The organism is Microcoleus sp. T3_A4 (assembly GCF_036700465.1).
Lineage (GTDB): Bacteria > Cyanobacteriota > Cyanobacteriia > Cyanobacteriales > Microcoleaceae > Microcoleus.
In genome coordinates this window covers 177,367-200,824 of sequence record NZ_JAUBOY010000001.1, presented here as the reverse complement: position 1 = coordinate 200,824, position 23,458 = coordinate 177,367, and the positions used below count along the sequence as shown (strand labels likewise).

Annotated in this window: 16 protein-coding genes; 10 read left to right on the top strand and 6 right to left on the bottom strand. The window is 45.3% G+C overall.

The window, feature by feature from the left end:
* Positions 1–55 precede the first annotated feature (55 nt).
* From QUA07_RS00825 to QUA07_RS00815, 3 genes are all read left to right on the top strand, one after another.
* Entirely contained in the window at positions 56–2,002 is a 1,947-nt protein-coding gene (locus tag QUA07_RS00825) for an efflux RND transporter periplasmic adaptor subunit (RefSeq protein WP_333321668.1), read from the top strand.
* Between the two features lie 90 nt (positions 2,003–2,092).
* Positions 2,093–5,206, top strand: a complete 3,114-nt coding sequence (locus tag QUA07_RS00820) for an efflux RND transporter permease subunit (RefSeq protein ID WP_333321666.1) — start codon at positions 2,093–2,095, stop codon at positions 5,204–5,206.
* Between the two features lie 39 nt (positions 5,207–5,245).
* Positions 5,246–5,725, top strand: a complete 480-nt coding sequence (locus QUA07_RS00815) for a hypothetical protein (protein ID WP_333321665.1) — start codon at positions 5,246–5,248, stop codon at positions 5,723–5,725.
* 113 nt (positions 5,726–5,838) lie between these two features.
* On the opposite strand, the gene QUA07_RS00810 is transcribed toward QUA07_RS00815, so the two are convergent.
* The 3 genes from QUA07_RS00810 to QUA07_RS00800 form a co-directional block, all read right to left on the bottom strand.
* Complete coding sequence (locus QUA07_RS00810) at positions 5,839–6,783, bottom strand: FTR1 family protein (RefSeq protein ID WP_333321663.1); 945 nt, start codon at positions 6,781–6,783, stop codon at positions 5,839–5,841.
* A gap of 73 nt (positions 6,784–6,856) precedes the next feature.
* Complete coding sequence (locus QUA07_RS00805) at positions 6,857–7,888, bottom strand: helix-hairpin-helix domain-containing protein (RefSeq protein WP_333321660.1); 1,032 nt, start codon at positions 7,886–7,888, stop codon at positions 6,857–6,859.
* 160 nt (positions 7,889–8,048) lie between these two features.
* On the bottom strand, positions 8,049–9,053 hold the full coding sequence (locus QUA07_RS00800; protein WP_333321658.1) for a multicopper oxidase domain-containing protein: 1,005 nt from the start codon (positions 9,051–9,053) through the stop codon (positions 8,049–8,051).
* 301 nt (positions 9,054–9,354) lie between these two features.
* On the opposite strand from QUA07_RS00800, the gene rppA reads away from it, so the two are divergent.
* The 5 genes from rppA (at position 9,355) to rpmB (ending at position 14,515) form a co-directional block, all read left to right on the top strand.
* Positions 9,355–10,044, top strand: coding sequence for a two-component system response regulator RppA (rppA, locus tag QUA07_RS00795; RefSeq protein ID WP_333321656.1), 690 nt, complete (start codon positions 9,355–9,357; stop codon positions 10,042–10,044).
* An 86-nt stretch (positions 10,045–10,130) separates the two neighbouring features.
* A complete protein-coding gene (locus tag QUA07_RS00790; protein WP_333234509.1) occupies positions 10,131–10,361 on the top strand; it encodes a hypothetical protein in 231 nt (76 codons plus the stop codon).
* Positions 10,362–10,549: 188 nt separating this feature from the next.
* Positions 10,550–11,881, top strand: coding sequence for a two-component system sensor histidine kinase RppB (gene rppB, locus QUA07_RS00785; RefSeq protein ID WP_333321654.1), 1,332 nt, complete (start codon positions 10,550–10,552; stop codon positions 11,879–11,881).
* A gap of 253 nt (positions 11,882–12,134) precedes the next feature.
* Positions 12,135–14,123 carry a molecular chaperone HtpG gene (htpG, locus tag QUA07_RS00780; RefSeq protein WP_333321653.1) on the top strand — a complete coding sequence of 663 codons (1,989 nt, stop codon included), beginning with the start codon at positions 12,135–12,137 and terminating at the stop codon, positions 14,121–14,123.
* Between the two features lie 155 nt (positions 14,124–14,278).
* A complete protein-coding gene (gene rpmB, locus QUA07_RS00775; protein ID WP_006634309.1) occupies positions 14,279–14,515 on the top strand; it encodes a 50S ribosomal protein L28 in 237 nt (78 codons plus the stop codon).
* An 84-nt stretch (positions 14,516–14,599) separates the two neighbouring features.
* Here the strand turns inward: rpmB and QUA07_RS00770 are convergent, their stop codons facing one another.
* The 3 genes from QUA07_RS00770 to proS form a co-directional block, all read right to left on the bottom strand.
* Complete coding sequence (locus tag QUA07_RS00770; RefSeq protein ID WP_333321651.1) at positions 14,600–16,660, bottom strand: adenylate/guanylate cyclase domain-containing protein; 2,061 nt, start codon at positions 16,658–16,660, stop codon at positions 14,600–14,602.
* Between the two features lie 113 nt (positions 16,661–16,773).
* A complete protein-coding gene (locus QUA07_RS00765; protein WP_333321649.1) occupies positions 16,774–19,746 on the bottom strand; it encodes an adenylate/guanylate cyclase domain-containing protein in 2,973 nt (990 codons plus the stop codon).
* Positions 19,747–20,165: 419 nt separating this feature from the next.
* Positions 20,166–21,971: a proline--tRNA ligase gene (gene proS, locus QUA07_RS00760; RefSeq protein ID WP_333321647.1), complete on the bottom strand. Its 1,806-nt coding sequence runs from the start codon at positions 21,969–21,971 to the stop codon at positions 20,166–20,168.
* Between proS and QUA07_RS00755 the strand changes: the two genes are divergently transcribed.
* Together QUA07_RS00755 and QUA07_RS00750 are read left to right on the top strand one after the other, a co-directional pair.
* Complete coding sequence (locus tag QUA07_RS00755) at positions 21,970–22,371, top strand: hypothetical protein (RefSeq protein ID WP_333321645.1); 402 nt, start codon at positions 21,970–21,972, stop codon at positions 22,369–22,371. The genes proS and QUA07_RS00755 overlap by 2 nt on opposite strands.
* A 45-nt stretch (positions 22,372–22,416) precedes the next feature.
* A complete protein-coding gene (locus tag QUA07_RS00750; protein ID WP_333321643.1) occupies positions 22,417–23,433 on the top strand; it encodes a hypothetical protein in 1,017 nt (338 codons plus the stop codon).
* Positions 23,434–23,458 lie beyond the last annotated feature (25 nt).

Genomic DNA, 23,458 nt, shown 5'->3' with positions numbered 1-23,458 from the left:
AATACCAACTGCTAAACCTGTGGCACTCAACCTGATTTCAAGGACAATGCCAAAGATGATATTTCATAAATATGCTCAATCTCCGGCAATTATTAGCAGCTTTTCGGGAAGTTTGTTCAGCCTAATTTTGCTAAGTTCTCCTGCCGCTGTTTTTGCCCACGCTGGCCACGGAAATGAATTTCACCATAGCGGCGAAACAACTGAAACTCCTGCTGCTATTTCTGTCGATGCCGAAACAGCAAAACGATTAGGAATTAAAGTCTCCCCTGCCGCTCGCCAGCGACTAGATATCGGCATCAAAACCACAGGACAAATTGAAACTTTACCCAACGAAAAAGTAGAAGTTACGGCTCCTGTTGCTGGGAAAGTAGTAGAGTTGCTGGTTAAGCCTGGGGACAAAGTATCAAAAGGTCAAACCCTTGCGGTTGTATCGAGTTCAGAATTAGGACAATTGCGGGTTGAATCTCTCTCGAAACGTGCCGAAGCTGAGGCCGATTTGCAGCAAGCGGAAGGAGATTTCAAACTAGCACGAGAAAATTACGATCGCCAAAGTCAAATATCCGCAGCAGAAATCGCCCAAGCCCAAACCCAGTTGACAGCGGTAACTAAGCAGTACCAGCAAGAACAAGAATTAGTAAATAATCGTTCCGTGGTGCAAGCCGCTCAAGAAAACTATCAGCGTCAAGTTGAAATAGCGCAAGCAGAAATAGCGCGGGCAGAAACTGAACTGACAGTGGCTAAAGAACAGTTCGATCGCGACAAAGAATTAGTGGCATCTGGGGCGATCGCGCGGCGCACAATGCTGGAATCGCAAGCCCACTTCGCAGAAGCAAAAGCCGCTGTTGCTAAGGCAAAAAGCCGTCCTGAAGTTATCAAAGCCCAAACCGAAATTAAACAAGCCGAAGTAGACCTGCCAATGCGGGAATTGCGGGAATCTCAAGGCAGAGTAGCAGAAGCAAAAGCTCAACTTACCAGAGCTCAGAGTCGCCGGGAAGTCCTAGAAGCCGAGAACCAACTCAAACGCGGCAAAACTGCCGTCGAAGTCGCTCAGTCGCGCATTCGCTTGGCTGACGCAGCCTATCAAGCGCGACTGCAACAATTAGGAACTGTTGCCAACGATCAAGGACTCGTTACCGTAGTTGCTCCGATTTCGGGCACGGTAGCCGATCGCGAAATTACCCCAGGCGAGTCAGTAAACGCTGAAAAACCGTTGATGAGCCTCTTAAATGACAGCCGCGTTTTTGCCACAGCCAATATTTACGAAAAAGACCTGAATCAAGTAAAACAGGGCCAGGAAGTCAGGGTAAAAGTCGCTAATTTACCCGATCGCACTTTCAAGGGAAAAATCGCCTTAATTGGGTCATCCGTGTCAGGAGAAACGCGGGTTGTACCCGTGAAAGCAGAACTAGATAATATTAACGGTGAATTAAAGCCAGGACTGTTTGCGGAGTTGGAGATTTTAACAGACAAAACTGCCACAAATATTTTAGCAATTCCGAGTGCGGCGGTAGTGGATGTTAGCGGGAAAAAAACCGTTTACGTCCAAAATGGCAATGCTTATCAAGCGGTTGAAATTGAACTCGGTCAAACGGCCGGAGATTTAGTTGAAGTTAAGAGGGGTTTATTCGAGGGAGATTTGATAGTAACGCAGCGAGCACCTCAACTTTACGCACAATCTTTGCGGGGGGACAGCAAGCCCTCAAAAGACGAGGCAAAGAAAGACGCAACTCCAAAAGCAACAGAGGTTAATTTTAATAATTTACCCGTGTCTTTATGGTGGGCGGGAATAGGGGGAGGAGTTGCGATCGCATCTCTGACTTTCACAGCCGGCGTGTTGTGGGGAAATCGGCGCAAATTGCCAGCAATAGCAGCGGATTCTGGAAACCATGCTGCAAATAATGGTTTTTCCGCCTCTACATCGACCTGGGACGAGGAATTGCTGTTAAACAATAACAACCATCACGTTAAAACTCAAGAGACAGAAGTCAAGAGTTTAAAGTAACAGCACGACACGAAAGTCACGGATACACGGAGAGCTGTTTTTATCAATGCCCAATGCCCAATTCCCAATGCCCAATTCCCAAATTATTAAATGTTCAGCACTATTCTTAGATGGGTAATTAACCGTCGCTGGCTAGTCCTTGTCGCCACGATTATTGTTAGTCTGTGGACATTTTCTATCATCCCCAAAATGTCCCTTGATGTCTTCCCTCCTTTTGCACCGCCGCAAGTCGAAATTCAGACAGAAGCACCGGGGCTCGCGCCGGAAGAAATCGAGTCTTTGGTAACACTACCAATTGAAAGTGCAATTAATGGAACTCCTGGGGTGACAGCAGTGCGATCGTCTTCGGCTGTGGGCCTTTCTGCGGTTAAGGTAATCTTTGATTGGGGAACTGAAATTTATCAAGCGCGGCAGTTGATCACAGAACGGTTGCAGCAAGCGCAAAGCAAACTTCCGGCTGGGGTAGAAACACCACAAATTTCTCCCACAACTTCTCCTGTGGGCACTGTTATTACCTATGCTTTTACCTCGGAAACTACTCCTTTGATGGAAGTGCGCCGTCTAGTTGATTGGCAAGTCACAAATCGGCTTTTGGCAGTGACTGGCGTTGCTCAAGTAGTAGCTTACGGCGGCGAAGAAAGGCAGTATCAAGTATTAGTAGAACCTGCCAAGTTGAAAGCTTTTAATGTGTCTTTGCAGCAAGTTGCTGAAGCGGCGGCGGCTGCGAATGTTAACGCGCCGGGGGGGTATTTAATTACGCCGGATCGAGAAACTTTAATCCGGGGGGTGGGGCGGATTGAGTCTCTGGAAGATTTGCAGCAATCGGCGATCGACTCTCGCCACGGAACACCCGTCAGAATTAGTGATGTGGCTGATGTCAAGATTGGTGCTGCAATCAAGCGGGGCGATGGCAGTTTCAACGGCAAAAAAGCTGTGATTGTCATGGTAAACAGACAGCCAGTTGCTGATACTCCGACGGTAACGAAAGCGGTTGAGGCAGCAATGGCTGAGGTGCAGGAAGCTCTGCCAAAAGATATTACAGTTACTGTGACTTTTCGACAGGAAGAATATATTAATTCCTCGGTGGAGAATGTGCGATCGGCTTTAGTTGAAGGTAGCATTATCGTCACCCTGATTCTCATCCCGTTTTTGATGAATTGGCGCACTCTGGCGGTTGTTTTGCTGGATTTCTTCCTAACTTGGCTGTTGGCGTTGCTGGCGATGTATTGGCTGGGGCTGGGGCTGAATACGATGACTTTGGGGGGTTTGTCGGTGGCGATCGGCACTGCGATCGACGATGCGATCGTCTATGCCGAAAATACCTACCGCAATTTGAGAGAAAATGCGTCTTCTCTTCATCGTCGCCCGGTGATGGATGTGATTTTTGATGGCAGTCAGGAGGTGCGCGATTCGTTAATTGGAGCCACTGTTATTGGCATTGTGGTGTTTTCGCCAATTTTTACTTTGCCCGGTGTAGAAGGTCGAATTTTTACGCCTATGGGGATTACTTATTTGGTAGTTGTGGTGATTTCTAGTCTGGAATCGCTGTTAATATCTCCGGCCCTTTGCGCTATTTTGTTGCCTACCAAACGCATGAGTGGTAAAGAACCTTGGTTGCCGAGATTTTGCAAGCATATTTATCATTATTGTATCAGAATTTCAATGCGTTATTCGGCGATTATTTTAGCTTTTGCGGCTGCTAGTATAGTGGCTGCATTAATTATTTTGCCATCTTTTGGGCGGGTGTTTTTGCCGGAGTTTCAGGAGCAAACTTTGGTGAATACTATTATGCTTTATCCGGGGGTGTCTTTGGAGACAACAGATAGCGCGGCTTTTGCTATTGAAGATGCACTGAAGGATGATACCAGGTTTCAATACGTGCAAGTGCGATCGGGCAGAGCTCCGGGTGATGCTGATGCTGCAGGAGTTAATTTAGCTCACATTGATATCGGTTTAAGCGAGGAGGGCATGAAAAACAGGCCGAAAACTTTGGAGTCGCTGCGGCAGGAGTTTGGTAAATTGCCGGGAGTTGCACCAAATATCGGCGGTTTTATTTCTCACCGGATGGATGAGGTTTTATCTGGTGTCAGGAGTCAGATTGCTGTCAAAATCTTTGGCCCGGATTTGGATCAGCTTCGCAGCATCGGTGCCAAAGTTGAAGAGCAAATGAAAACAGTGGAAGGCATTGTGGATTTGCAACTAGAACCGCAGGTGCCAGTGCCACAAATTCAAATTAAGTTTAACCGTCAAGCTGCGGGTAGATACGGTTTAAAAATCGGAGAGATTTCTGAAATAATTGAGACAGCTTTAAACGGCAAGGTTGTTTCTCAAGTTTTGGAGGTGCAGCAAACTTTTGACTTAGTTGTTTGGTTGCAGCCGGAAGCCCGAAATAACTTAGAAACTATTCAGAATTTGCTGGTTGATACTCCAAGCGGTAACAAGATTCCCCTCGCCCAAGTTGCGACTGTTAAATACGGTACGGGCCCCAATACGATTAACCGCGAGAATGTTTCTCGCCTGATTGTAGCGGCGGCTAATGCTAAAGGTAGGGATTTGCGATCGGTTGTGAATGAAATTCAAGCTAAAGTCAAACGAGAGGTGCAGTTGCCTTTTGGCTATTTTATCCAGTACGGTGGTCAATTTGAAGCCGAGCAAAGAGCTTCGCAAAATATTATGATATTTAGTGCGATCGCCTTTTTGGTAATTACAGTATTGATGTACTTGTCCGTCAAGTCAATTCCTTCAACTGCTATGATTATGATTAATTTGCCGATCGGCTTAGTGGGAGGAGTAATTGCGGTAGCTTTGACTGGTAGCATCATCTCTGTAGCTTCCCTGGTTGGCTTTGTCACATTATTTGGCGTTGCTACCCGTAACGGCTTGTTATTAGTAGACAACTACAACACTAAATTGGCTGAAGGACTGCCTTTTAAGGAAGCAATTATTAAAGGCTCGATGGAACGGCTCAACGCCATCCTGATGACCGCTTTAACTTCAGCTTTGGGTTTAGCACCTTTAGTATTTGAAGGTGGGGCGGGCAAGGAAATTTTGCAACCGCTGTCAGTCGTAGTTTTAGGAGGGTTATTTACTTCTACTGCCTTGACTCTGTTAGTTTTACCAGCTTTGTATGCTCAATTTGGGCATTTTTTACGACCTCAACAACCTCAGCGAGTTATTGAAGACGGCAAGGTAGTTAATGTGTGATATTTTCTAATTATTGTCAGTCAGCAAGGAGTCAAACAAATGAAATCGCTTAAGTCAAATTTAATTGTTCTAGGTAGTGTCGGATTGATGTTTTTGGGAGCTTGCAGTAAAGGCGACCAAGCAAGCGATCCAAATACCACTCCAGCCTCCCCTCCTGTCGCCTCTCAACCTGCGTCTTCGCCTCCCGCCACTGCTCCTGCAACAGCAACTCAAGGGGGGCAAGTTGTAAAGTCGGGAGCTTACTATTTAGAGTTTGTACCGGAAAAAGAAGCTACCGGAACTCATTTAGATTTATTTTTGCAAAAAGGGGAGAAAAAAGAACCAGTTCCTAACGCCAAAGTGACGGCTCAAGTGCAGTTGCCGAATGGAAAGCAGCAAACCCTAGCTCTCAAGTATGATGCTGAGGGCAAACATTACGCTGTGGTGTTTCCCGGCAAAGATGCAGGAAGTTATCCCGTGAAAGTGACTGCGGATATTAACGGAGAAAAAGTTGACGGTCGTTTTACCTTCAATCAATAGATAGCTAATAACTAATGCGCTCTAAGTTAGGGGCGCATTAGTTATTAGCAACAAACAACTGCCTTCTGCATTTCCACTAACAAGCCGATCGCGTTTCGCTCGCACTTTATTTCCTATTTCGTTACCTGAGTTTTTTTGAATGGGAAGAAAACTCTACCTGCCAGACTTTGGAAGTAGATGCCACCGACAGTACCTAAAAATATCAAATAGGCGATCGCCTGCACGACATAGAGCTTATCCGTGTAGCCAAACAGCGCACTCAACAACAAACCGGGAAACTTTTCTTCGGGAAGCAATTTCGAGGTATTCCACACCATCGGCCCGAGAATGCAGGAGTGGATTTTAGTAAATCTTTCGTAATAGAAACACATCCCTGCTGACTCGCGATTTGCTTGCGATAAAATATTCACCGCGCTGTCAAATAATCCCAAAGTAGATACCACTAAACCCGCTACAATGAAGAGCAATAAAATGCCCATATATTTGAAAAACAGGCGGATATTAATTTTGACTCCCCATTTAAACAGCAGGACACCAAGTCCGGCTGCTGAAAGTATTCCTCCCAAAGCGCCGAGGGCTGGAATAATGCCTTGTTGAAACTTGGCGACGACAAACAAAACAGTTTCAAACCCTTCGCGCAAAACGGCAATAAAAACTAAACTAAATACGCCCCAACCGGCATGAGAGTTGTGCGTTAAGGCGGCACTCACAGCGCCTTCGACTTCGGCTTTCATAAATCGCGCTTGCTTGGTCATCCAAATCAGCATCCAACTCAGCATTGCGATCGCCACAAGCCCAAAGATTGCCTCTAGCAGCGACTCCATAATCGGTGCAAAAGGCTGATTGGATGCGGACAAAATTTGAATAGTCCAGCCGAAAAGTACACCTATCAAAGCGCTGGCAATCAGTCCAACGCCAACACCGCCGAAAACCCAAGGACTTAAATAACTTTGTCCCGACTTTTTGAGACAAGCGAGAACGATTCCGACAACTAAGGCGGCTTCGACTCCTTCGCGGAGAGTAATTACAAATGTGGGCAATGCTTCGCCAAAATTCATTTTTTTAGTTGAGGTAATATCGGGAGGTAATTGGTAATCTTTTTACCAATTACCGTGGTTTCAGTTAACTTTTTTAAGAGGCGGGTTTGAGAACTTTTTGGCTGTCGCTTTCGATGGTTTTAACTAGCTGGTTGACTTGTTCGGTGGTTTTGACGGGGGCGGGGGGTGCGATCGCCGTTGGCCAATTTGTCTTCAGTTCTGTCATGTTAGCCACAATTGCTTTGTCAATTTCCGGGCTGGTTTTAGCCACTTGCTCGGCTATATCTTTGTACAGCATTTCCGCGTACATGACAAAACCCCGCGAATCTTGATATTCAATAATTGCGGAAATTTTGCCGTTAGCAACTGCGGCTCCGTATTCGGAATTAGCTGTATCTAGCAAGCCGTTAATCACTTGCAGCACGAATTTCGGATCTTTGCGCTGCGTTTCGGGAAGGGCGGCAATTGCTCCGTCAACTGCTTGCATTGATGTGTCAAATTCCGCCTTCACTTGAGCCGGATCTTTTGCACCCGCTTTAACTAAATCCTGCAATTTAATTAAAGTAGTCTTAAATTCAGGAATTTTACGATCGTTTAGCTGATCTTCCACATCGGCATAAATTTCTTCGACTGGATGCCCGATGTGTGGTTCTGCCTGGTCGGGTTTGCCTTGATCCAATAGTTCTTGGGCTACGAAAAGATGCCCTTTCATCAAGCCAAGTTTAGTCATGTAGTCTACATCTTTGGGTTCGCCTGTCAGCACCACATTTTCAATAGTTACCAAGTCTTTTATTTGGTCGAATTGGGCTTGAGTAATGACATTTTTGGAGACTAATTCTTCGACTTTGCCGTAAGGACGGCTGGCTTGAATTTTGTTAGAAAGTGCCGGTACTCCTAACTTGGCTTCGAGTTTATCTAACTCTGAAAGAATGGCAGTATTGATGTTGATGCCGCCTTTGCCGCCGTGGTTCATGCTGTGACCGCTTGTGGATGCGGGACTGGCTGTAGCAACGGGTGAGGCGCTGCTGTCGGTGTTGCTGGCCGTGGGGGTGGAAGCGCAACCAGCCAGAGCAACGAGGATGGCTGTAGCCGTGGCGGTCGGTAATAAGCGAAAGGATTGTAACATGGCAGTTGCTAATTTTTACGTTATGTGCTTTTCGACTCACAAGTTATTAAGAATAATTCTCAATTATTTGTGAGCTATTCATTCTACCTATTTGCGATCGAGCTTGTCAAATAATTTCATACTTTATTTGAATCGCCCCACTCTGGTAGCAGAATTTGGTTTAAGTGATGACTTCAAATACCCCCATGCAGCCAGCTTCGGCGATCGCATCTTGATGGGGATGAAACATAAATTTTCCAGCATAGCCGTAAGTAAATTCTAAAATATGTCTTTCAGCTACTCCCATTGTGATGACATCGGTTCTTTCACTGGGAGTCAAAGTCATTCCCGTGCGATATACGTCAAAAAAGTTGGCGTGCAGGTGAAAACTTACTGCCGCTTCATACTCAATCATGTTGAGAACGTAGAGCCGGATTAGCTGATTTTGGTAAATAGGTATCGGGTTGTTCATGTAATAATTGGGCAACCCGTTAAAAGCGTAAAGCTCGTTTTTTTTGTCGTCGTTTACGTCGTATCCTCCCATGATTAACAAGATTTCATCGGCGGGAGGGCGGGGTTTTGGCGGATCGATGATGAACATTCCATAGAGTCCTTTACCTATATGGCGAGTTACGGGTTCAATATGACAGTGATATAGATGCACTCCGTAGGGATTGGCATCGAATTCATAAATAAATACCGAACCGTGTTTCACTGGTTTAACGCCATCCATTTCGCTGGTATGAACGCCGTGAAAGTGCAGCGAATGAGAATCTCCGGCTTTGTTATAAAAAATGACGCGGATTCGATCGCCCTCAGTTGCCCTCAATGTCGGCCCCGGCACGCGATTGTTGACGTTCCAGGTGTTGAAAGTGACGGCGCTGTTAAGTTGGACGATCGAAGTATTAGCTTCCAGGCGAAATTCCCGAACTGTGCGCCCGTTTTCGTGCGTCACCGTGCCGTAATCAAAATCCCGCGCAATTTGCATCGGGTTGATATTGCTGACGGTGAGTGCATCTGCGGGCAGGGGCGGTATTCTCGCGACTGATGTCGGTTTGCGAGTCAAATGTTGAAGTGCGATCGCGCCGCCCGCTACCCCAGCCCCAGCTATTCCTAGCTGTAGCAGTTGGCGGCGACTCCAGCGTCCCGGCTTTTTCATGGCGGGACGATCGGATAAATCTGTCATACTTATTGAAAAATATTCTCAAAATTTTGATTGCGTTTGAGTATAAGACATTTCCAGCTTGTTGTCAATTATTGTCAACTGTGATCTTTTTCTGCGAAGTCAATCAATTTTAGATTGTAGATTTTAGATTTATTCCCGTCAGTCAGCCTGTGCGTTGGAATCAATCCGGGGGCTTGCGATCCAATTAGTTTCGGTCATAAAATTTCATGCTGATTTCATCTCAGTATGTGAGGTTAGATGTTGGGGTAGATGCTGCCGAGCGCTAACAATGTATAAGGATTTACCGCTATAAATTAGAGTTATGAGAGTTTTGCTAGTTGAAGATGAGCCCGATTTAGGGAAAGCGATCGAGCGAACCTTAAAGCAGGAAAAATATATAGTTGATTGGGCTTTGGATGGCAGTGAAGCTTGGGAATATTTAGACAGTCACTGGATGCAATATAACCTGGCTATTTTTGACTGGTTGCTACCAGGATTGTCAGGATTGGAACTGCTGCGGAGATTGCGTGCTAAAAATAGCGCTCTGCCAGTTTTGATGCTAACAGCAAAAGACCGAATGGAAGATAAAGTTGCGGGACTAGACGCCGGGGCTGACGATTATTTAGTTAAACCGTTTGGCATGGCGGAACTATTAGCAAGATTGCGGGCTTTGCAAAGGCGATCGCCCCAAATTCAACCGCAACAGCTACAGGTAGGAAATCTGGTTTTGGACTGCGGAAATCGAACTGTGTGCCATCTCGATCGAAGTGGCAACAACCAGATAATTGATCTAACAAAGAAAGAGTTTCAACTTCTAGAATACTTTATGAAACATCCCAACCAAATTATCACCACTGACCAAATTCGGAATCAGCTATGGGAGGCGAGTGCAGATACCTTTAGCAATGTGGTAGCAGCTCAAGTGCGCTTGCTGCGGCGAAAACTTGAGTCTGTTGGCGGCACGAATTTAATTGAAACTGTACACGGCGTCGGATACCGCATGAGAAATTAAAGCTGTAGGGGCAACAGCGGGCGGATTATATCTCGTTTCCAGTATCTGGCTATAATATAGAAAACTCGATAGTCAAAATGACTGCTATGAAAGATTTAATCCAACAAGAGCTAGAAAAGCTCGATCTAGAACAACTCAAACAAGTATTTGAATTTATTGCCTTCCTAAAATTCCGTGCCCGATTAGCTACTATTCCAGCAATCGATGAAACTAACTTAGCTGCACTCTACGGCGAATTTGCCGAAGAAGACCGACAACTTGCGGAACTCGGAATAAGCGAATATGCAGAACTCCTAAAACATGAGGATTTGGCATGACAGCCAAATATAAAAAATGTATTATTACCTGGAAATGTTTATTTTTATAAGACTTAGACACGGGTGTCATAAACCTGATTATTTAAGAGCTTATTCTCTCTTTTCTCCTCCTCTGCGTTCTCTGTGGTAGGAAAAAAAATATCATCTTCAACTAATTACCAATTACAATTACTAGCAAGATATGAAAGGTGAATCAAAATAAACTATTTAATCGAACTCGCTGGCAATTAGCCATTTCCTATGCGGCTGTAATGGGTTTGATTTTAAGCTTGTTGGGATTTGGGGTATACAAGGCGATCGCCCACGCTCACTGGGTAGCCATAGACCGGGAATTAGAATCGGTAGCCGGGACGCTACACGACAGCCTAGAACTCAAATTGCAGCAGCCCGGACGCTTGGAGCCAATAGTAAACGAACTTTTGCCCAACCTCCGCCTAATGGGAGTTAAAGGCATTACAGAACAGTTGCCAAGCCGCCATATTTTAAGCGCTATCAACCAAGGCTATTACTATATTCGTTTATTTGATGATTCGGGCAAATTAATTGCTACCGCAGGCGCTTATCCCGAAGAATTACCACCAGCATTTAACTCCCAATACTGGCAAACAATAACTGATACCAAAGGCAATGTTTACCACCAAATTTCTGTAGCGCTACACACCCAAACACAGCAAGATTGGGGATATTTTCAAGTTGGGCGGAGCCTGCAAGACTTCAATGATTATCTCAGTACAGTGAAATGGGTTTTGAAATTAGGATTGCCTACAGCATTGATTTTGATAGGCTTTGCTAGTTGGTTGTTGGCAGGATTGGCCATGAAACCGATTTATTCTTCCTACCGACAAATCCAACAGTTTACAGCGGATGCTGCTCACGAATTGCGGACGCCTTTAGCGGCTTCGCAGGCGACAGTAGAATCGGCGCTGTTGACGCCTCAATTGGATGAAAAAGAAGCGCGGGAAATTTTGCGAACTGTAGAGCGCCAAAACCGACGACTGACTCAGTTAGTGGCTGATTTGCTGCTACTGGCTCGCATGGATAATCAAGTGATACGCGATCGCCCTCAATTGTGTTGTTTGAATGACCTTGTTAGCGATTTAGTAGAGGAATTGGCAGCTTTGGCGATCGCCTCAAAGGTAGCCCTAACATCCGAAATGCGCGTACAGCAGCAATTAAATGTTGTCGGCAATTCCGACCAACTTTATCGCTTAGTTGCTAATTTAATTGTTAATGCCATTCAATACACTCCGGCGGGCGGGAAAGTAACAGTTATTTTAGATTGCAATCACATCGAGGCGATCGTTCAGGTTCAAGATACCGGTATTGGGATCGCCGCGGCAGATTTAGAGCGAATATTCGATCGATTTTACCGAGTCAATAGCGATCGATCGCGCCATACCGGCGGTTCGGGACTGGGATTGGCGATCGCCCAAACCATTGCCCGGGCACATCGTGGCAGCCTCAGCGCCAGCAGCGAATTGGGGCAGGGCGCTACTTTCCTGCTGCGGTTGCCTTTGTGAGCTACTATGTGAGGGAAACTGACATCTTGCACCATCCTCAAGAACAGGCTTTCCGGCCTGTTCCACAAAGAGTGATTCTTGTTGTGGGGTGGGCATCCTGCCCGCCCGTCAAAGGCTGATTGAGAATTGTGCAAGATGTGGGGAAAACCGAATCATCTTTTTGTGGTAATCCCTTTTGCAGAAGAGAGCACGATCGCCGAAAATCATTAAATAGCTATTTCTCAGCAATTAGCAGTCATCAGAGAGAAAAATTATGACAGTTTTAGAACAGGGAACAATCTCCATCCATACCGAGAATATTTTCCCGATTATCAAGAAGTCGCTATATACTGACCACGAAGTCTTCTTGCGGGAACTAATTTCTAACGGAGTGGATGCCATTGCCAAACTCAAAATGGTTTCTCGTTCCGGCGAATACGGCGGCGACATGGGCGAACCGCAAATCACCATAGCGGTCGACAAAGAAAACAAAACCCTCTCAATTTCCGATAACGGCATCGGCATGACCGCCGATGAGGTAAAAAAATACATCAACCAAGTCGCTTTCTCCAGCGCAGAAGAATTTATTCAAAAATACCAAGGCAACGGCGACGACGCAATCATCGGTCACTTTGGTCTAGGTTTCTACTCTTCTTTCATGGTGGCGAAGAAAGTAGAGATTGATACTCTTTCTTACCAAGAAGGCTCCCAAGCAGTACACTGGTCTTGCGACGGGTCTCCCGCTTTTGAACTATCAGAATCTTCCCGCACGGAACGCGGCACTACTATTACTCTTACTCTCCAAGACGAAGAACAAGAATATTTAGAACCCAGTCGCATTAAGCAGTTAATCAAAACTTACTGCGATTTCATGCCAGTTCCCATCAAATTTGAGGGAGAGGAACTCAACAAGCACAAAGCAATTTGGCGGGAATCAGCCAGTAACTTGCAAAAAGAAGATTACTTAGAACTTTACCGCCACCTTTACCCGTACCAAGACGAGCCGCTGCTGTGGGTACACCTGAATACAGATTATCCTTTTATTGTCAACGGGATTCTTTATTTTCCAAAACTGCGGCCGGATGTCGATGTTACCCAAGGCAATATTAAGCTATTCTGCAACCAGGTTTTTGTCAGCGACCACTGCGAAGAAATTATCCCGAAATTCTTGATGCCGCTGCGGGGCGTTATTGACAGTACCGACATTCCGCTGAACGTTTCTCGCAGTTCTTTGCAAAGCAATCGCACTGTGCGGAGAATCGCTGATTATATTGCGAAAAAAGTGGGCGATCGCCTCAAAGAAGTCTACCGCGACGACCGTAACGAATACATCCGCTGCTGGCAAGATATCGGCACTTTTGTCAAGTTCGGAACTCTCAACGATGACAAGTTCAAAAAGCAAGTCGAAGATATTTTAATCTACCGCAGCACCTACGAACAAACAGCCGAGAAGCCAGAAACTGTAACGCCCGAAGTTCAGGTGCAAAGTGAGGAAGGAGATTTGTGGCAGGATGTGACTCCGAAGTCGGAAACTTCTACTTCGACGCAACCTTACACGACGCTGAAAGAGTATTTGGAACGCAATCAAAAACGCCATGAAAATCGCGTGTTTTATTGTACCGATCCTGCCTCTCAAGCAACTTACGTGGCAATGCACAAAAGCCAAGGTTTAGAAGTGCTGTTTATGGATTCTTTCATCGACACGCACTTTATCAGTTTCTTGGAACGAGAACACTCAGATGTCAAATTCTCGCGGGTTGATTCCGACATCGACGACACGCTAATTGACAAAGAAAAAGAAGCGGAAATTGTCGATCCGGCGACGAATAAAACTCGCAGCGAACAAGTTAAAGAAATGTTCCAAAAAGCTCTCAATAAGCCGAAAGTGAACATTCGCACAGAAGCTTTGAAGTCTGACTCTGCGGAGGGGACGCCACCTGCGATCGTACTTTTGCCGGAAGATGTGCGCCGGATGCGGGACATGACGGCGCTTTTGCGGCAGCAAGCGGCCGAATTCCCCGAAGACCACGTTTTGCTGGTGAATACGTCTCACCCGCTGATTCAAAATCTGGCGAGTTTGAGTCAGGGTGCGATTATTCAAGGCGGCGGGGAGTCTCCGTCAAGTCAGTTGGCGAGTATGATTTGTCACCACGTTTACGACTTGGCTTTGATGGCCCAGAAGGGTTTCGATGCTGAAGGGATGAAGGATTTTGTCGAGCGATCGAATCAAGTCTTGACAAAGTTGACTGAACGTGCAATGTAATTAACCCCCCCAACCCCCCCTTGCTAAGGGGGGGAGTAAGAGTTTATTTCTATTGGTAAAGGGATAAGTCAAGCCTTCTTCCTTCTTCCTTCTTCCTTCTTCCTTCGGGTATAATAAAAGGCTGCACGCAAAAAAACGGTAATCTGGAGGGCAATATGTCACGGAAATGTCAGCTAACGGGAAAGAAGGCGAATAACGGTTTTGCAGTTTCTCACTCGCACCACCGCACTCACAAATTGCAAGACGCCAATTTGCAGTGGAAGCGGGTTTGGTGGCCACAGGAGAAGCGCTGGGTAAGATTGCACCTTTCTACAAAAGCAATTAAAACCTTGCAACACAAGGGTTTGGAAATCATGGCGAAGGAAGCTGGAATTAACCTGTACAAGCTTTAAAAAACTTGGCTAAATTAAAATGAGGGCGATCGCACATTTGAGAGTGCGATCGCCCTTATTTTTAGAGAAAAACCTTTACTAAAGCTATTTTCGGCATTGTAGTAAATAAGTAGTCATCTGACCTTTGCCTTTAACTTCGATCGCGCCGCGGTTTTCAAAGGAATACTTTTCTCGCAACTGCTGATAAGTTGTCTCTGTTACGTGAATGCACCCCGGCAAGCCGTGAGATTCCATGCGGGAAGCAGTGTTAACGGTGTCTCCCCATAAATCGTAAATAAATTTTTTAATTCCAATAACTCCGGCAACAACCGGGCCACTGTTAATGCCGATTCTGATGCTGAAATCTTGATTGTGGAGATTGCTGAAGTCAGTAATTGCCTCCTGCATATCGAGGGCCATTTCTGCGATCGCCTCTGCATGAGCCCTGCGAGGAATGGGCAGACCTCCAACTACCATGTAAGCGTCGCCAATCGTCTTAATTTTTTCCAATCCGTGCTTTTCTGCTAGGTTGTCAAATGTCGAAAAGATGTCATTCAGCAAGGCAACTAATTGCGTTGGAGAAACTCGCGAACTGAGTTGAGTAAAGCCTACTATGTCCGCAAATAAGACAGTAACATCAGCAAAAGTGTCGGCGATCGTACTGTCTCCCCGCTTCAACCGATTTGCTATTTCTTCAGGCAAAATATTTAACAGCAAGCGTTCTGATTGTTCCTGTTGAACTCGCAGTGCACTTAAAGTCTCATTCAGAGCATTAGTTCGTTCTTTCACTCTAAACTCTAACTCGTCATTCAGCTTTACAAGCTGCATTTCAGCCCGCCTGCGGTCTGTGATATCCGTACCGATTGCCAGCATTCCCGCGAACTTTCCTGCCGCGTCAAACAGCGGTTTATTTGCCCACGATACCCAAACGCGATCGCCGTTGCGCCGGATACTCTCATTTTCATTGCGCGTATATTGTTCTGGGTTTTCCAAAATATCTCTCAACTTGGCTGCCAAGTCATTTCCTCTTGTATCTCTCTGGGGAATGATTGTTCCCACGGCGTTTTTGCCAATTATCTCTTTTTCATCGTAACCAAAAAATTTCTGTGCAAATTCGTTAAAAAAAGTAATATTTCCTGCCCTATCTATTTTTAAAATAATGCTGTTAGCATTTTCCACTAATTCCCGATACTTAATTTCGCTTTGGCGCAGCGAATTTTCGGCTGAGGCGCGTTCGGCTACTGTCGCCGCCAACAGCAGCGATGTAACTACAATTACGCTCATAAAAGCCTGCAAAAATAAGATTGCCTGATTGATATTTTCCGCTTTGGCAATAAAGGGGCCACCTCCCTGAGAACCTCCCCAAATGGCGATACTGGATACAATGAAAGATGCTAAAACCGCCCCTACCTGACCGAATTGAATGGTTGCCCAAATTACCAAGGGAAATGGCAAGTATTCGAGGGGATAACCGGACAGATTACTTTCACTTTTTGAGTTGTATACTAGCCAACTGACTGTTACTAATAACACCAGGCATATTGCGGCACTGATTCGATTTACAATTGTTTGAGAACCTGTATTTTGTGAAGGAGTTGGCGCTAGTTTTGGGCTGTATATAATCAACAGCAGGGGAGTAAAAATTAAAACTCCTAATGTATCTCCGAGATACCAATTCCATCGAATGTGCCAATATTCGCTCCACTCAACTAAACCAGTTACACAGAGGCGAAGCGTGCCGAGAGTGCAGTTAATTTGAGTGGCAACTACAGCCCCGCAGAAAACTAAATTGACTACATCTATGAGCCGCTCTAGTGACGGGCGAAACTTTAGTTTCTGCAACAAACTAAATGCGATCAAAGCTTGCAGACAAGCACTTAAGGCAGATACTAATCCACTTATTAAGGATACTTTTTGGTTAATAGTATCGAAAAAGAAAACCCCTAAAGCTATTCCCGGCCACACCTGCCGCCCGAACAATAAAAGTGCAGCTTGTGCAATTCCTGCGGGTGGCCAGACGCACGTACCTAATGTATTTACGCCTGGGATTGAAACAGCTATTTTTGCTCCCACAGCGTAAGCAAAAGCAATGGCCGATACTCGTGCTAAGTATTGCCAATTTCTAGATTGAGGAAATCGCAGAAACTGAATTTTTTGGGGAATCATACTGAGGGTTAGATTTTTAACTAACTATAGCAACCGCGCCCGAAGATTAGGTAATTCTTAATTTTGAAACATGACTTCTTATATTGCTTCTTCCTTCTTCATTTTTTTTTATGCTATAACTTGATGCCTGTAAGAAAGTAAGTGTTCATCTCGCCTTTGCCTTTAACTTCGATCGCGCCGCGACTTTCAAATACATACTTGTCCTGCAATATATCATAAATTGCAGAGGTGACTTGAATGCACCCCGGCAAGCCGTGGGATTCCATGCGGGAAGCGGTGTTAACTGTGTCTCCCCACAAATCGTAAATAAATTTTTTAATACCGATTACTCCAGCGACAACTGGGCCGGTGTTAATGCCAATTCTGATGTTGAAATCTTGATTGTGGATATTACTGAAGTTAGTAATTGCCTGCTGCATATCGATCGCCATTTGGGCGATCGCCTCTGCATGATCGCTGCGGGGCATCGGCAATCCTCCTACAACCATGTAAGCGTCGCCAATGGTCTTAATTTTTTCCAATCCGTGCTTTTCTGCTAGGCGATCGAATGTGGAAAAAATGTCGTTAAGCAAAGAAACTAATTCTGGCGGAGAAATTTGGGAACTAATTTGGGTAAAACCGACTATATCTGCAAATAATACTGTTACTTCGGCAAAAGTATCGGCGATGATGCTTTGGTCTTGTTTTAATCTGTCGGCAATGGGTTGTGGTAAAACGTTTAACAGGAGACGATCGGATTTTTCTTGTTCTAAGCGCAAAGCTGCTTCAGCTTGTTTGCGAGTTGTGATATCTTGAACAGTACCTTCGTAATAAAGCAAATTTCCGTAGGAATCGCGCACGGTATAAGTATTTTCCGAAATCCAAATTATGCTGCCATCTCGGCGGTAAATTTGAGATTCAAAATCCGATACTTTGCCTTGTTCTTCTATTAAGCCGACAATTTCTGCCCGGCGTTCGGAGTCAACATAAAGCTGTTGGCTAATATCAGTTAATGTGCCGACCAATTCCTCGCGTGAACTGTAACCGTAAATGCGAAGCAAAGCAGGATTGGCGCTGAGATATTGCCCATCTGGGGTAGTTTGAAAAATGCCGACGATCGCATTTTCAAAGATGCTGCGGTATTTTTCTTCAGCTTGCCGCAGCGCTTCTTCAGCCCGCTGGCGTTCTCGCGCTTCCATTGCGAAAGTTACAGAGTCTGCTAGAGAAACAGCGAAACTTTGTTCTTCAATCGTCCAAAAGCGGGGCATTCCTACGTGTTCTAAACAGAGAACTCCTGCTGTTTCTCCGCCTATTTGAATCGGCGTATCTAGCATAGAAGTGATGCCCAAGGGAATTAGGTAAGATTCCGCAAATTCTTTAGTTCTAAAATCGTTTTGCGCGTCAAAGGAAGCAATTGCGCGTTCTTCTCGCAGTATTTGAAAATAGACAGGATAGTCTGCTGCTGCTAATTTCAAACCGTGTGAGTGTTGGTTGAGAGTGCGATCGAACAAATCTAGGCACTCCATCTTGGATTTAGTGCGATCGTACAGCCAGACGCTCGATCGGGCAACTTCCAGAGTACGGCTAGCAGTTTCAGTTATTTCTTGAAGCGCTTTTGTTAAGTCGCCTTGATTCAGCGCTTTATTTTTGGCTAAATCAATTAATGCCGATTTCTGTTTTTGTAGCTGAACTTCGCTTTGTTTCAGGGCATTTGTCCGCTCTTCAACTCGGATTTCCAGCTTTTCATTAAGCTTTTGCAACGCTATTTCAGCTTTTCGGCGATCGGTGATATCTGTCCCGATGCAGAGGATGCCCAAAAGTTTGCCCGCTGAATCAACCAGCGGTTTATTTGCCCAAGATACCCAAACGCGATCGCCACTGCGCCGGATATTTTCATTCTCATAGCTGGTAAAGCGATCGGGATTTTGTAAAAGTTGACTATAAACCAACTCTAAGTTATTCCCTTCCATGTCCGTCTGTGGAATAATGGTTCCCAAGGCATTTTTTCCCAAAATTTCTTCCTCCTTGTAACCAAAGAATTTTTCGGCAAATTCGTTAAAAAAAATAATATTGCCATCAGCATCCATTTTCAAAATAATACTGTTAGCATTTTCTACCAATTCTCGATACTTAATTTCGCTCTCCCGCAGAGAATACTCTGCTGATGTGCGTTCAGCTACTGTCGCTGCCAATAAGAGCGAGGTAATCGTAATTACACCCATAAAAGCTTGCAAAAATAAGATAGCCTGATTAATATTGTCAGCTTTGGCTGTGAAGGGCCCCCCTCCATGAGAACTGCCAAAAATTGCGATAATTGAGACAATAAACGATGCTAGGACAGCGGCTCGCTGACCGAATTGAAGCGCCGCCCACATTATCAAAGGAAACGGCAAATATTCCAGGGGATAACGAGAAATAGAAGCTTCTTGTTTCGACTCAAAGACCAGCCAGCTCACCCCAATTAATAATATTAACCATACTCCTCGCTCAATTAAATAATTTTTCTTTGTTTCTGTTTGTATTTTTAAACGATCTCCTGCCAATTGAGGACGAATAAATATTAAAATTAAGGGAGTTATAATTAAAACTCCCATTGTGTCTCCCAACCACCAATTCCATCGAGCAGACCAATATTCACTCCACTCTATTTTTCCAGCTAAATATAGAGAAAACACCCCAATAGTGCAACTGATTTGAGTAGCAATTAGACCGCCAAACAAGATTAAATTAATTACATCTTTCAAGCGCTCGATAGAGGGACGAAACCGGAACCAGCTCAGGACAGTTACTGCAAAAACAGCTTGCAGAATCGCCCCGGCGTTTCCTCCCAGCCAAACCACGAATATTTGTTCATTTGGGTTAACCAAATTGAGCAAAAATGTGCCCAAAACTATGGCAGGCCAGACTTTACTCCCAAACAATAAAAGTCCAGCTTGTGCAATTCCTGCGGGTGGCCACACCGAGGCAGCAAAAGGATTGACACCTTGAATTGAAATTGCTAGCCTCGCTCCCACGGCGTAAGCAACAGCAACGACAGTTACTTGGGCCAAGTACCGCCCAATTCGGGATTGAGGGAATCGCAGAAACTGATTTAGGTTCAGATTCATACCGAGTTTTAAGTTTTAGATAATTTCACATCTCAAGGAAGTTCGGCAACGGATTCTGTAACGGATGTCATGGATGTCATGGATGTCAGGAAGAGGGAAGTTCGGCAACGGATTCTGTAACAGATGTAACGGATGTAACGGATGTCATGGATGTCATGGATGTCATGGATGTCAGGAAGAGGGAAGAGCATCTCATATTATTTGTAAAAACACTTCTTCTGGCTCCTTCTTTCTTCCTCTTTCCTCCTCTTTCCTCCTCTTTCCTGCTGCATCCTGTCTCCTGCCTCCCAACTCCAATTTCTAGCTGGCTGCTTTCATTGAGATGCTCCCAAGAGGGGAGCTAATGTAGGGTGTACACCGCGCACATTGCGAGCCTAAATGTAGGTGCGCCTAGCGCGCACCTTACGGGTTAAAAAGTCTTAGTTGATGGCGGCTTCAATCCACTGTTTTAAAGTAGAATTTACTTCATCAAGAAGAATTTCATGTGATTTGTGAGTGGCTCTTTCCACGACTTCAACTTTGCCTGCTTTCAGCGAACGGCCCGGAACAATGCGATAGGGAATGCCGATTAAATCAGCATCTTTGAATTTGACTCCGGCTCGTTCATCGCGGTCATCTAGTAACGTTTCAATGCCCGATTGGTTGAGTTCTGCGTAGAGTTTTTCGGCGACTTCTACTTGTTGGGCGTCGGAAATATTAGGGATGCTAATGATGGCGTGATACGGGGCGATCGCCACTGGCCAAATTATCCCGTCTTTGTCGTAGGATTGTTCTACGGCCGATTGAGCTAGCCGCGACACGCCGACGCCGTAGCAGCCCATAACAAAGGGCATTTCTTCGCCTTGTTCGCTGGTGTAGGTAGCGCCCATTGCTTGGGAGTATTTGGTTCCTAATTGGAAGATGTGGCCGACTTCGATGCCTCTGGCGCTTTGCAAGGTTTGTTCGGGGTTGTGCACGGCCCGATCGCCCTTTTTGGCTGTTCTGACACCCACAACCGTTGCTGGTAGAGGAAATTCTTTGTTCCAATTAGCACCGACAACGTGGTATCCTGATTCGTTTGAACCGGTGACAAAGTTTGTCAGGTCAACTGCAGTGCGATCGACTAAACGCAAAAACTTAGAGTTTACCTGCTTGCTTCCAGCGATATAATCATCACCAACATCGGGAGCCATATAACCGAGAGGTAAAGATTTAGCTGCCCATTTCCGCTGAGCTTCCGCATCGGGAACAGTCAAAAATAAAACAGTTTTAGCTTGATAATTGCCCGCTAACTTCGTCAACTCATTCAGCAACTTTACCTGATTCACATCTTGGTCGCCGCGAATGCTTACCAATACCAAAACAGTCATGCCATTGTCGTAAACAGCTTGGTAAAGCACATTTTTGACAACTTGCGTCGGAGAACATTTCAAAAAATTGCAAAGTTTATCAATTGTTTCAGTTCCCGGCGTTTCCCGCTTTTCAAAAGTTGCAAATGGCGACGGTTCAGCATCAGCAGGCATCGATACAGCCTTTTCCACATTAGCTGCATACTGACCATCTTCAGTATAAAGAACTTCATCTTCTCCCGCTTCAGCCAACACCATAAACTCTTGAGAACCAGAGCCACCAATTGCTCCAGAATCAGCATCTACTGCTCGGAATTGCAAGCCCGATCGGCGCAGCATATTGCTATAAGCTTGAGCCATATCCTGATAAGTTTTTTTCAGACTTTCTTCGTTAGTGTGGAAAGAATAGCCATCTTTCATAATGAATTCGCGACCGCGCATCAACCCGAAACGCGGGCGAATTTCATCGCGGAACTTAGTTTGGATTTGATAAAGATGTAAAGGCAATTGCCGATAGGAACGAATCATATCTTTAGCAATTGTAGTAATCACTTCTTCGTGAGTTGGGCCCAGTCCCAATTCTCGCTGCTGCCTATCTGTCATGGCAAACATAATACCTTCAGCTTGAGTGTAGGTGTCCCAGCGACCGGATTCCCGCCACAAATCGGCCGGTTGCAATTGCGGGAGGAGACATTCTTGAGCGCCGGTAGCGTCCATTTCTTCGCGGACAATTTGAGATACTTTTTTGAGAACTCGCCACATTAAAGGTAGATAAGCGTAAATTCCGCTACCGATGCGCCGGATGTATCCGGCACGGAGTAATAATTTGTGACTGGGAATTTCTGCTTCTGCCGGGTCTTCGCGCAGGGTAACAAAAAGCATTTGAGAGAGTCGCATGGCTGATTTCCTTAAAATACCGGATGATTGTAATCTCAGATTAACTTCTGATATTATCAGAGGTGAGGCGGATTTGATTAAATATATGAATAAAATTTGGCAAAACTACGAAAAAGGTATGGCAGTATTTGATAATTGTCACTCTCCTACGGTGCAATCTCAGTGGCTTGCCTTAAAAGATGAAATAGGAGAATTTGTTCGAGAACCTAATTTAAGCGAAATTTGGGATATTGTTCATGCTGCTGGTCGATTGCTTTACAAAATAATCGGAATTCCTTTACATTTGCTTGCCTATCCTACTGTTCGCAAACACAGTCAACGTTTCGAGGATTACGGCTGTATTCGCAGCCTTCGCAACTGTGAGGGTAAATGCTGCAAACAGTTGACAGTTGACAGTTGACAGTTGATGGCGAGGTTTTTAAACAGTTGATAGCTAAAAATTATCATGACTAGATTCATCCACGACCAATTTGCTAAACAGTATTTGAAAGAACTATTAACCCCTCTCGGTAATGTAGAAACCAGCCGGGATGTCGCTGGAGAAGTGAGGCAGGTTGACGTTTTATTTTCCCCGAAAGCCGAACCGGAAGTCGAAGCAACAGCCCTCGGCATTTTGGGTCAAATCGCAGCAAAACCCGCTGTATTTGAACCCTTCCGCAGCCCAGTCCAAATCGGAGAAATTCGCAGTTGTCTGGGCAAACTCTTCGATATCCACGGCGAATTTGAACGGGCCGCAGCTAGAGAAAATACCCGGATTGCAGAGGCAGACTTGCCCCAACTCTGGATACTGTCGCCGACTGTTTCCGATACGATGCTAGCTGGATTTCGAGCCATTCCCGAACCGGAAAATTGGGTAAATGGAGTTTATTTTCTGGGCCCATCTCTGAAAGCAGCGATTATTGCCATTCACCAACTGCCCCGCACTCCAGAAACGCTGTGGCTGAGAGTTTTGGGGAAGGGAAACGTGCAGAAGCAAGCGGTTGCCGAATTGAGAGAATTACCCTCAGATAATGTGTTTCGGTTGAATGCGTTAGAATTGTTGTACAACTTGCGAACGATATTAGAAGTACGTCAAGACATAGATCGAGAAGATCGGGAGTTAATTATGGAACTGTCACCCCTCTACTTGCAACGGCTGGAAGATGCAACGCAGCGAGGTATCCAGCAAGGTGTCCAGCAAGGTATTCAGCAAGGTATGCAGCAAGGTATGCAGCAAGGTATCCAGGAAGGTATTCAGCAAGGTATTCAGCAAGGTATCCAGGAAGGTATTCAGCGCGCTCAACGCCTGATAGTAGAGAATCTGCTACAAGTAAAATTTGGCGAGATTGATGAAGAATTAGCTCAAATAATCGAGCCTTTGATTCAGCTAGAACCCCTCGATCGCACGCGACTGATTATGCAGCTCGAACGCTCTGAATTACTAGCTCGTTTCGATGAGTCGAAAAACCAACCGGAATCCTAACTCAGCAGCGCGCTCTACGATATGT

Excerpts from the sequence above, each read along its gene's own strand:
- QUA07_RS00825 (WP_333321668.1), top strand. The coding sequence starts at position 56 with ATGATATTTCATAAATATGCTCAATCTCCGGCAATTATTAGCAGCTTT.
- QUA07_RS00820 (WP_333321666.1), top strand. The coding sequence starts at position 2,093 with ATGTTCAGCACTATTCTTAGATGGGTAATTAACCGTCGCTGGCTAGTC.
- QUA07_RS00815 (WP_333321665.1), top strand. The coding sequence starts at position 5,246 with ATGAAATCGCTTAAGTCAAATTTAATTGTTCTAGGTAGTGTCGGATTG.
- QUA07_RS00810 (WP_333321663.1), bottom strand. The coding sequence starts at position 6,783 with ATGAATTTTGGCGAAGCATTGCCCACATTTGTAATTACTCTCCGCGAA.
- QUA07_RS00805 (WP_333321660.1), bottom strand. The coding sequence starts at position 7,888 with ATGTTACAATCCTTTCGCTTATTACCGACCGCCACGGCTACAGCCATC.
- QUA07_RS00800 (WP_333321658.1), bottom strand. The coding sequence starts at position 9,053 with ATGACAGATTTATCCGATCGTCCCGCCATGAAAAAGCCGGGACGCTGG.
- rppA (WP_333321656.1), top strand. The coding sequence starts at position 9,355 with ATGAGAGTTTTGCTAGTTGAAGATGAGCCCGATTTAGGGAAAGCGATC.
- QUA07_RS00790 (WP_333234509.1), top strand. The coding sequence starts at position 10,131 with ATGAAAGATTTAATCCAACAAGAGCTAGAAAAGCTCGATCTAGAACAA.
- htpG (WP_333321653.1), top strand. The coding sequence starts at position 12,135 with ATGACAGTTTTAGAACAGGGAACAATCTCCATCCATACCGAGAATATT.
- rpmB (WP_006634309.1), top strand. The coding sequence starts at position 14,279 with ATGTCACGGAAATGTCAGCTAACGGGAAAGAAGGCGAATAACGGTTTT.
- QUA07_RS00770 (WP_333321651.1), bottom strand. The coding sequence starts at position 16,660 with ATGATTCCCCAAAAAATTCAGTTTCTGCGATTTCCTCAATCTAGAAAT.
- QUA07_RS00765 (WP_333321649.1), bottom strand. The coding sequence starts at position 19,746 with ATGAATCTGAACCTAAATCAGTTTCTGCGATTCCCTCAATCCCGAATT.
- QUA07_RS00755 (WP_333321645.1), top strand. The coding sequence starts at position 21,970 with ATGGCTGATTTCCTTAAAATACCGGATGATTGTAATCTCAGATTAACT.
- proS (WP_333321647.1), bottom strand. The coding sequence starts at position 21,971 with ATGCGACTCTCTCAAATGCTTTTTGTTACCCTGCGCGAAGACCCGGCA.
- QUA07_RS00750 (WP_333321643.1), top strand. The coding sequence starts at position 22,417 with ATGACTAGATTCATCCACGACCAATTTGCTAAACAGTATTTGAAAGAA.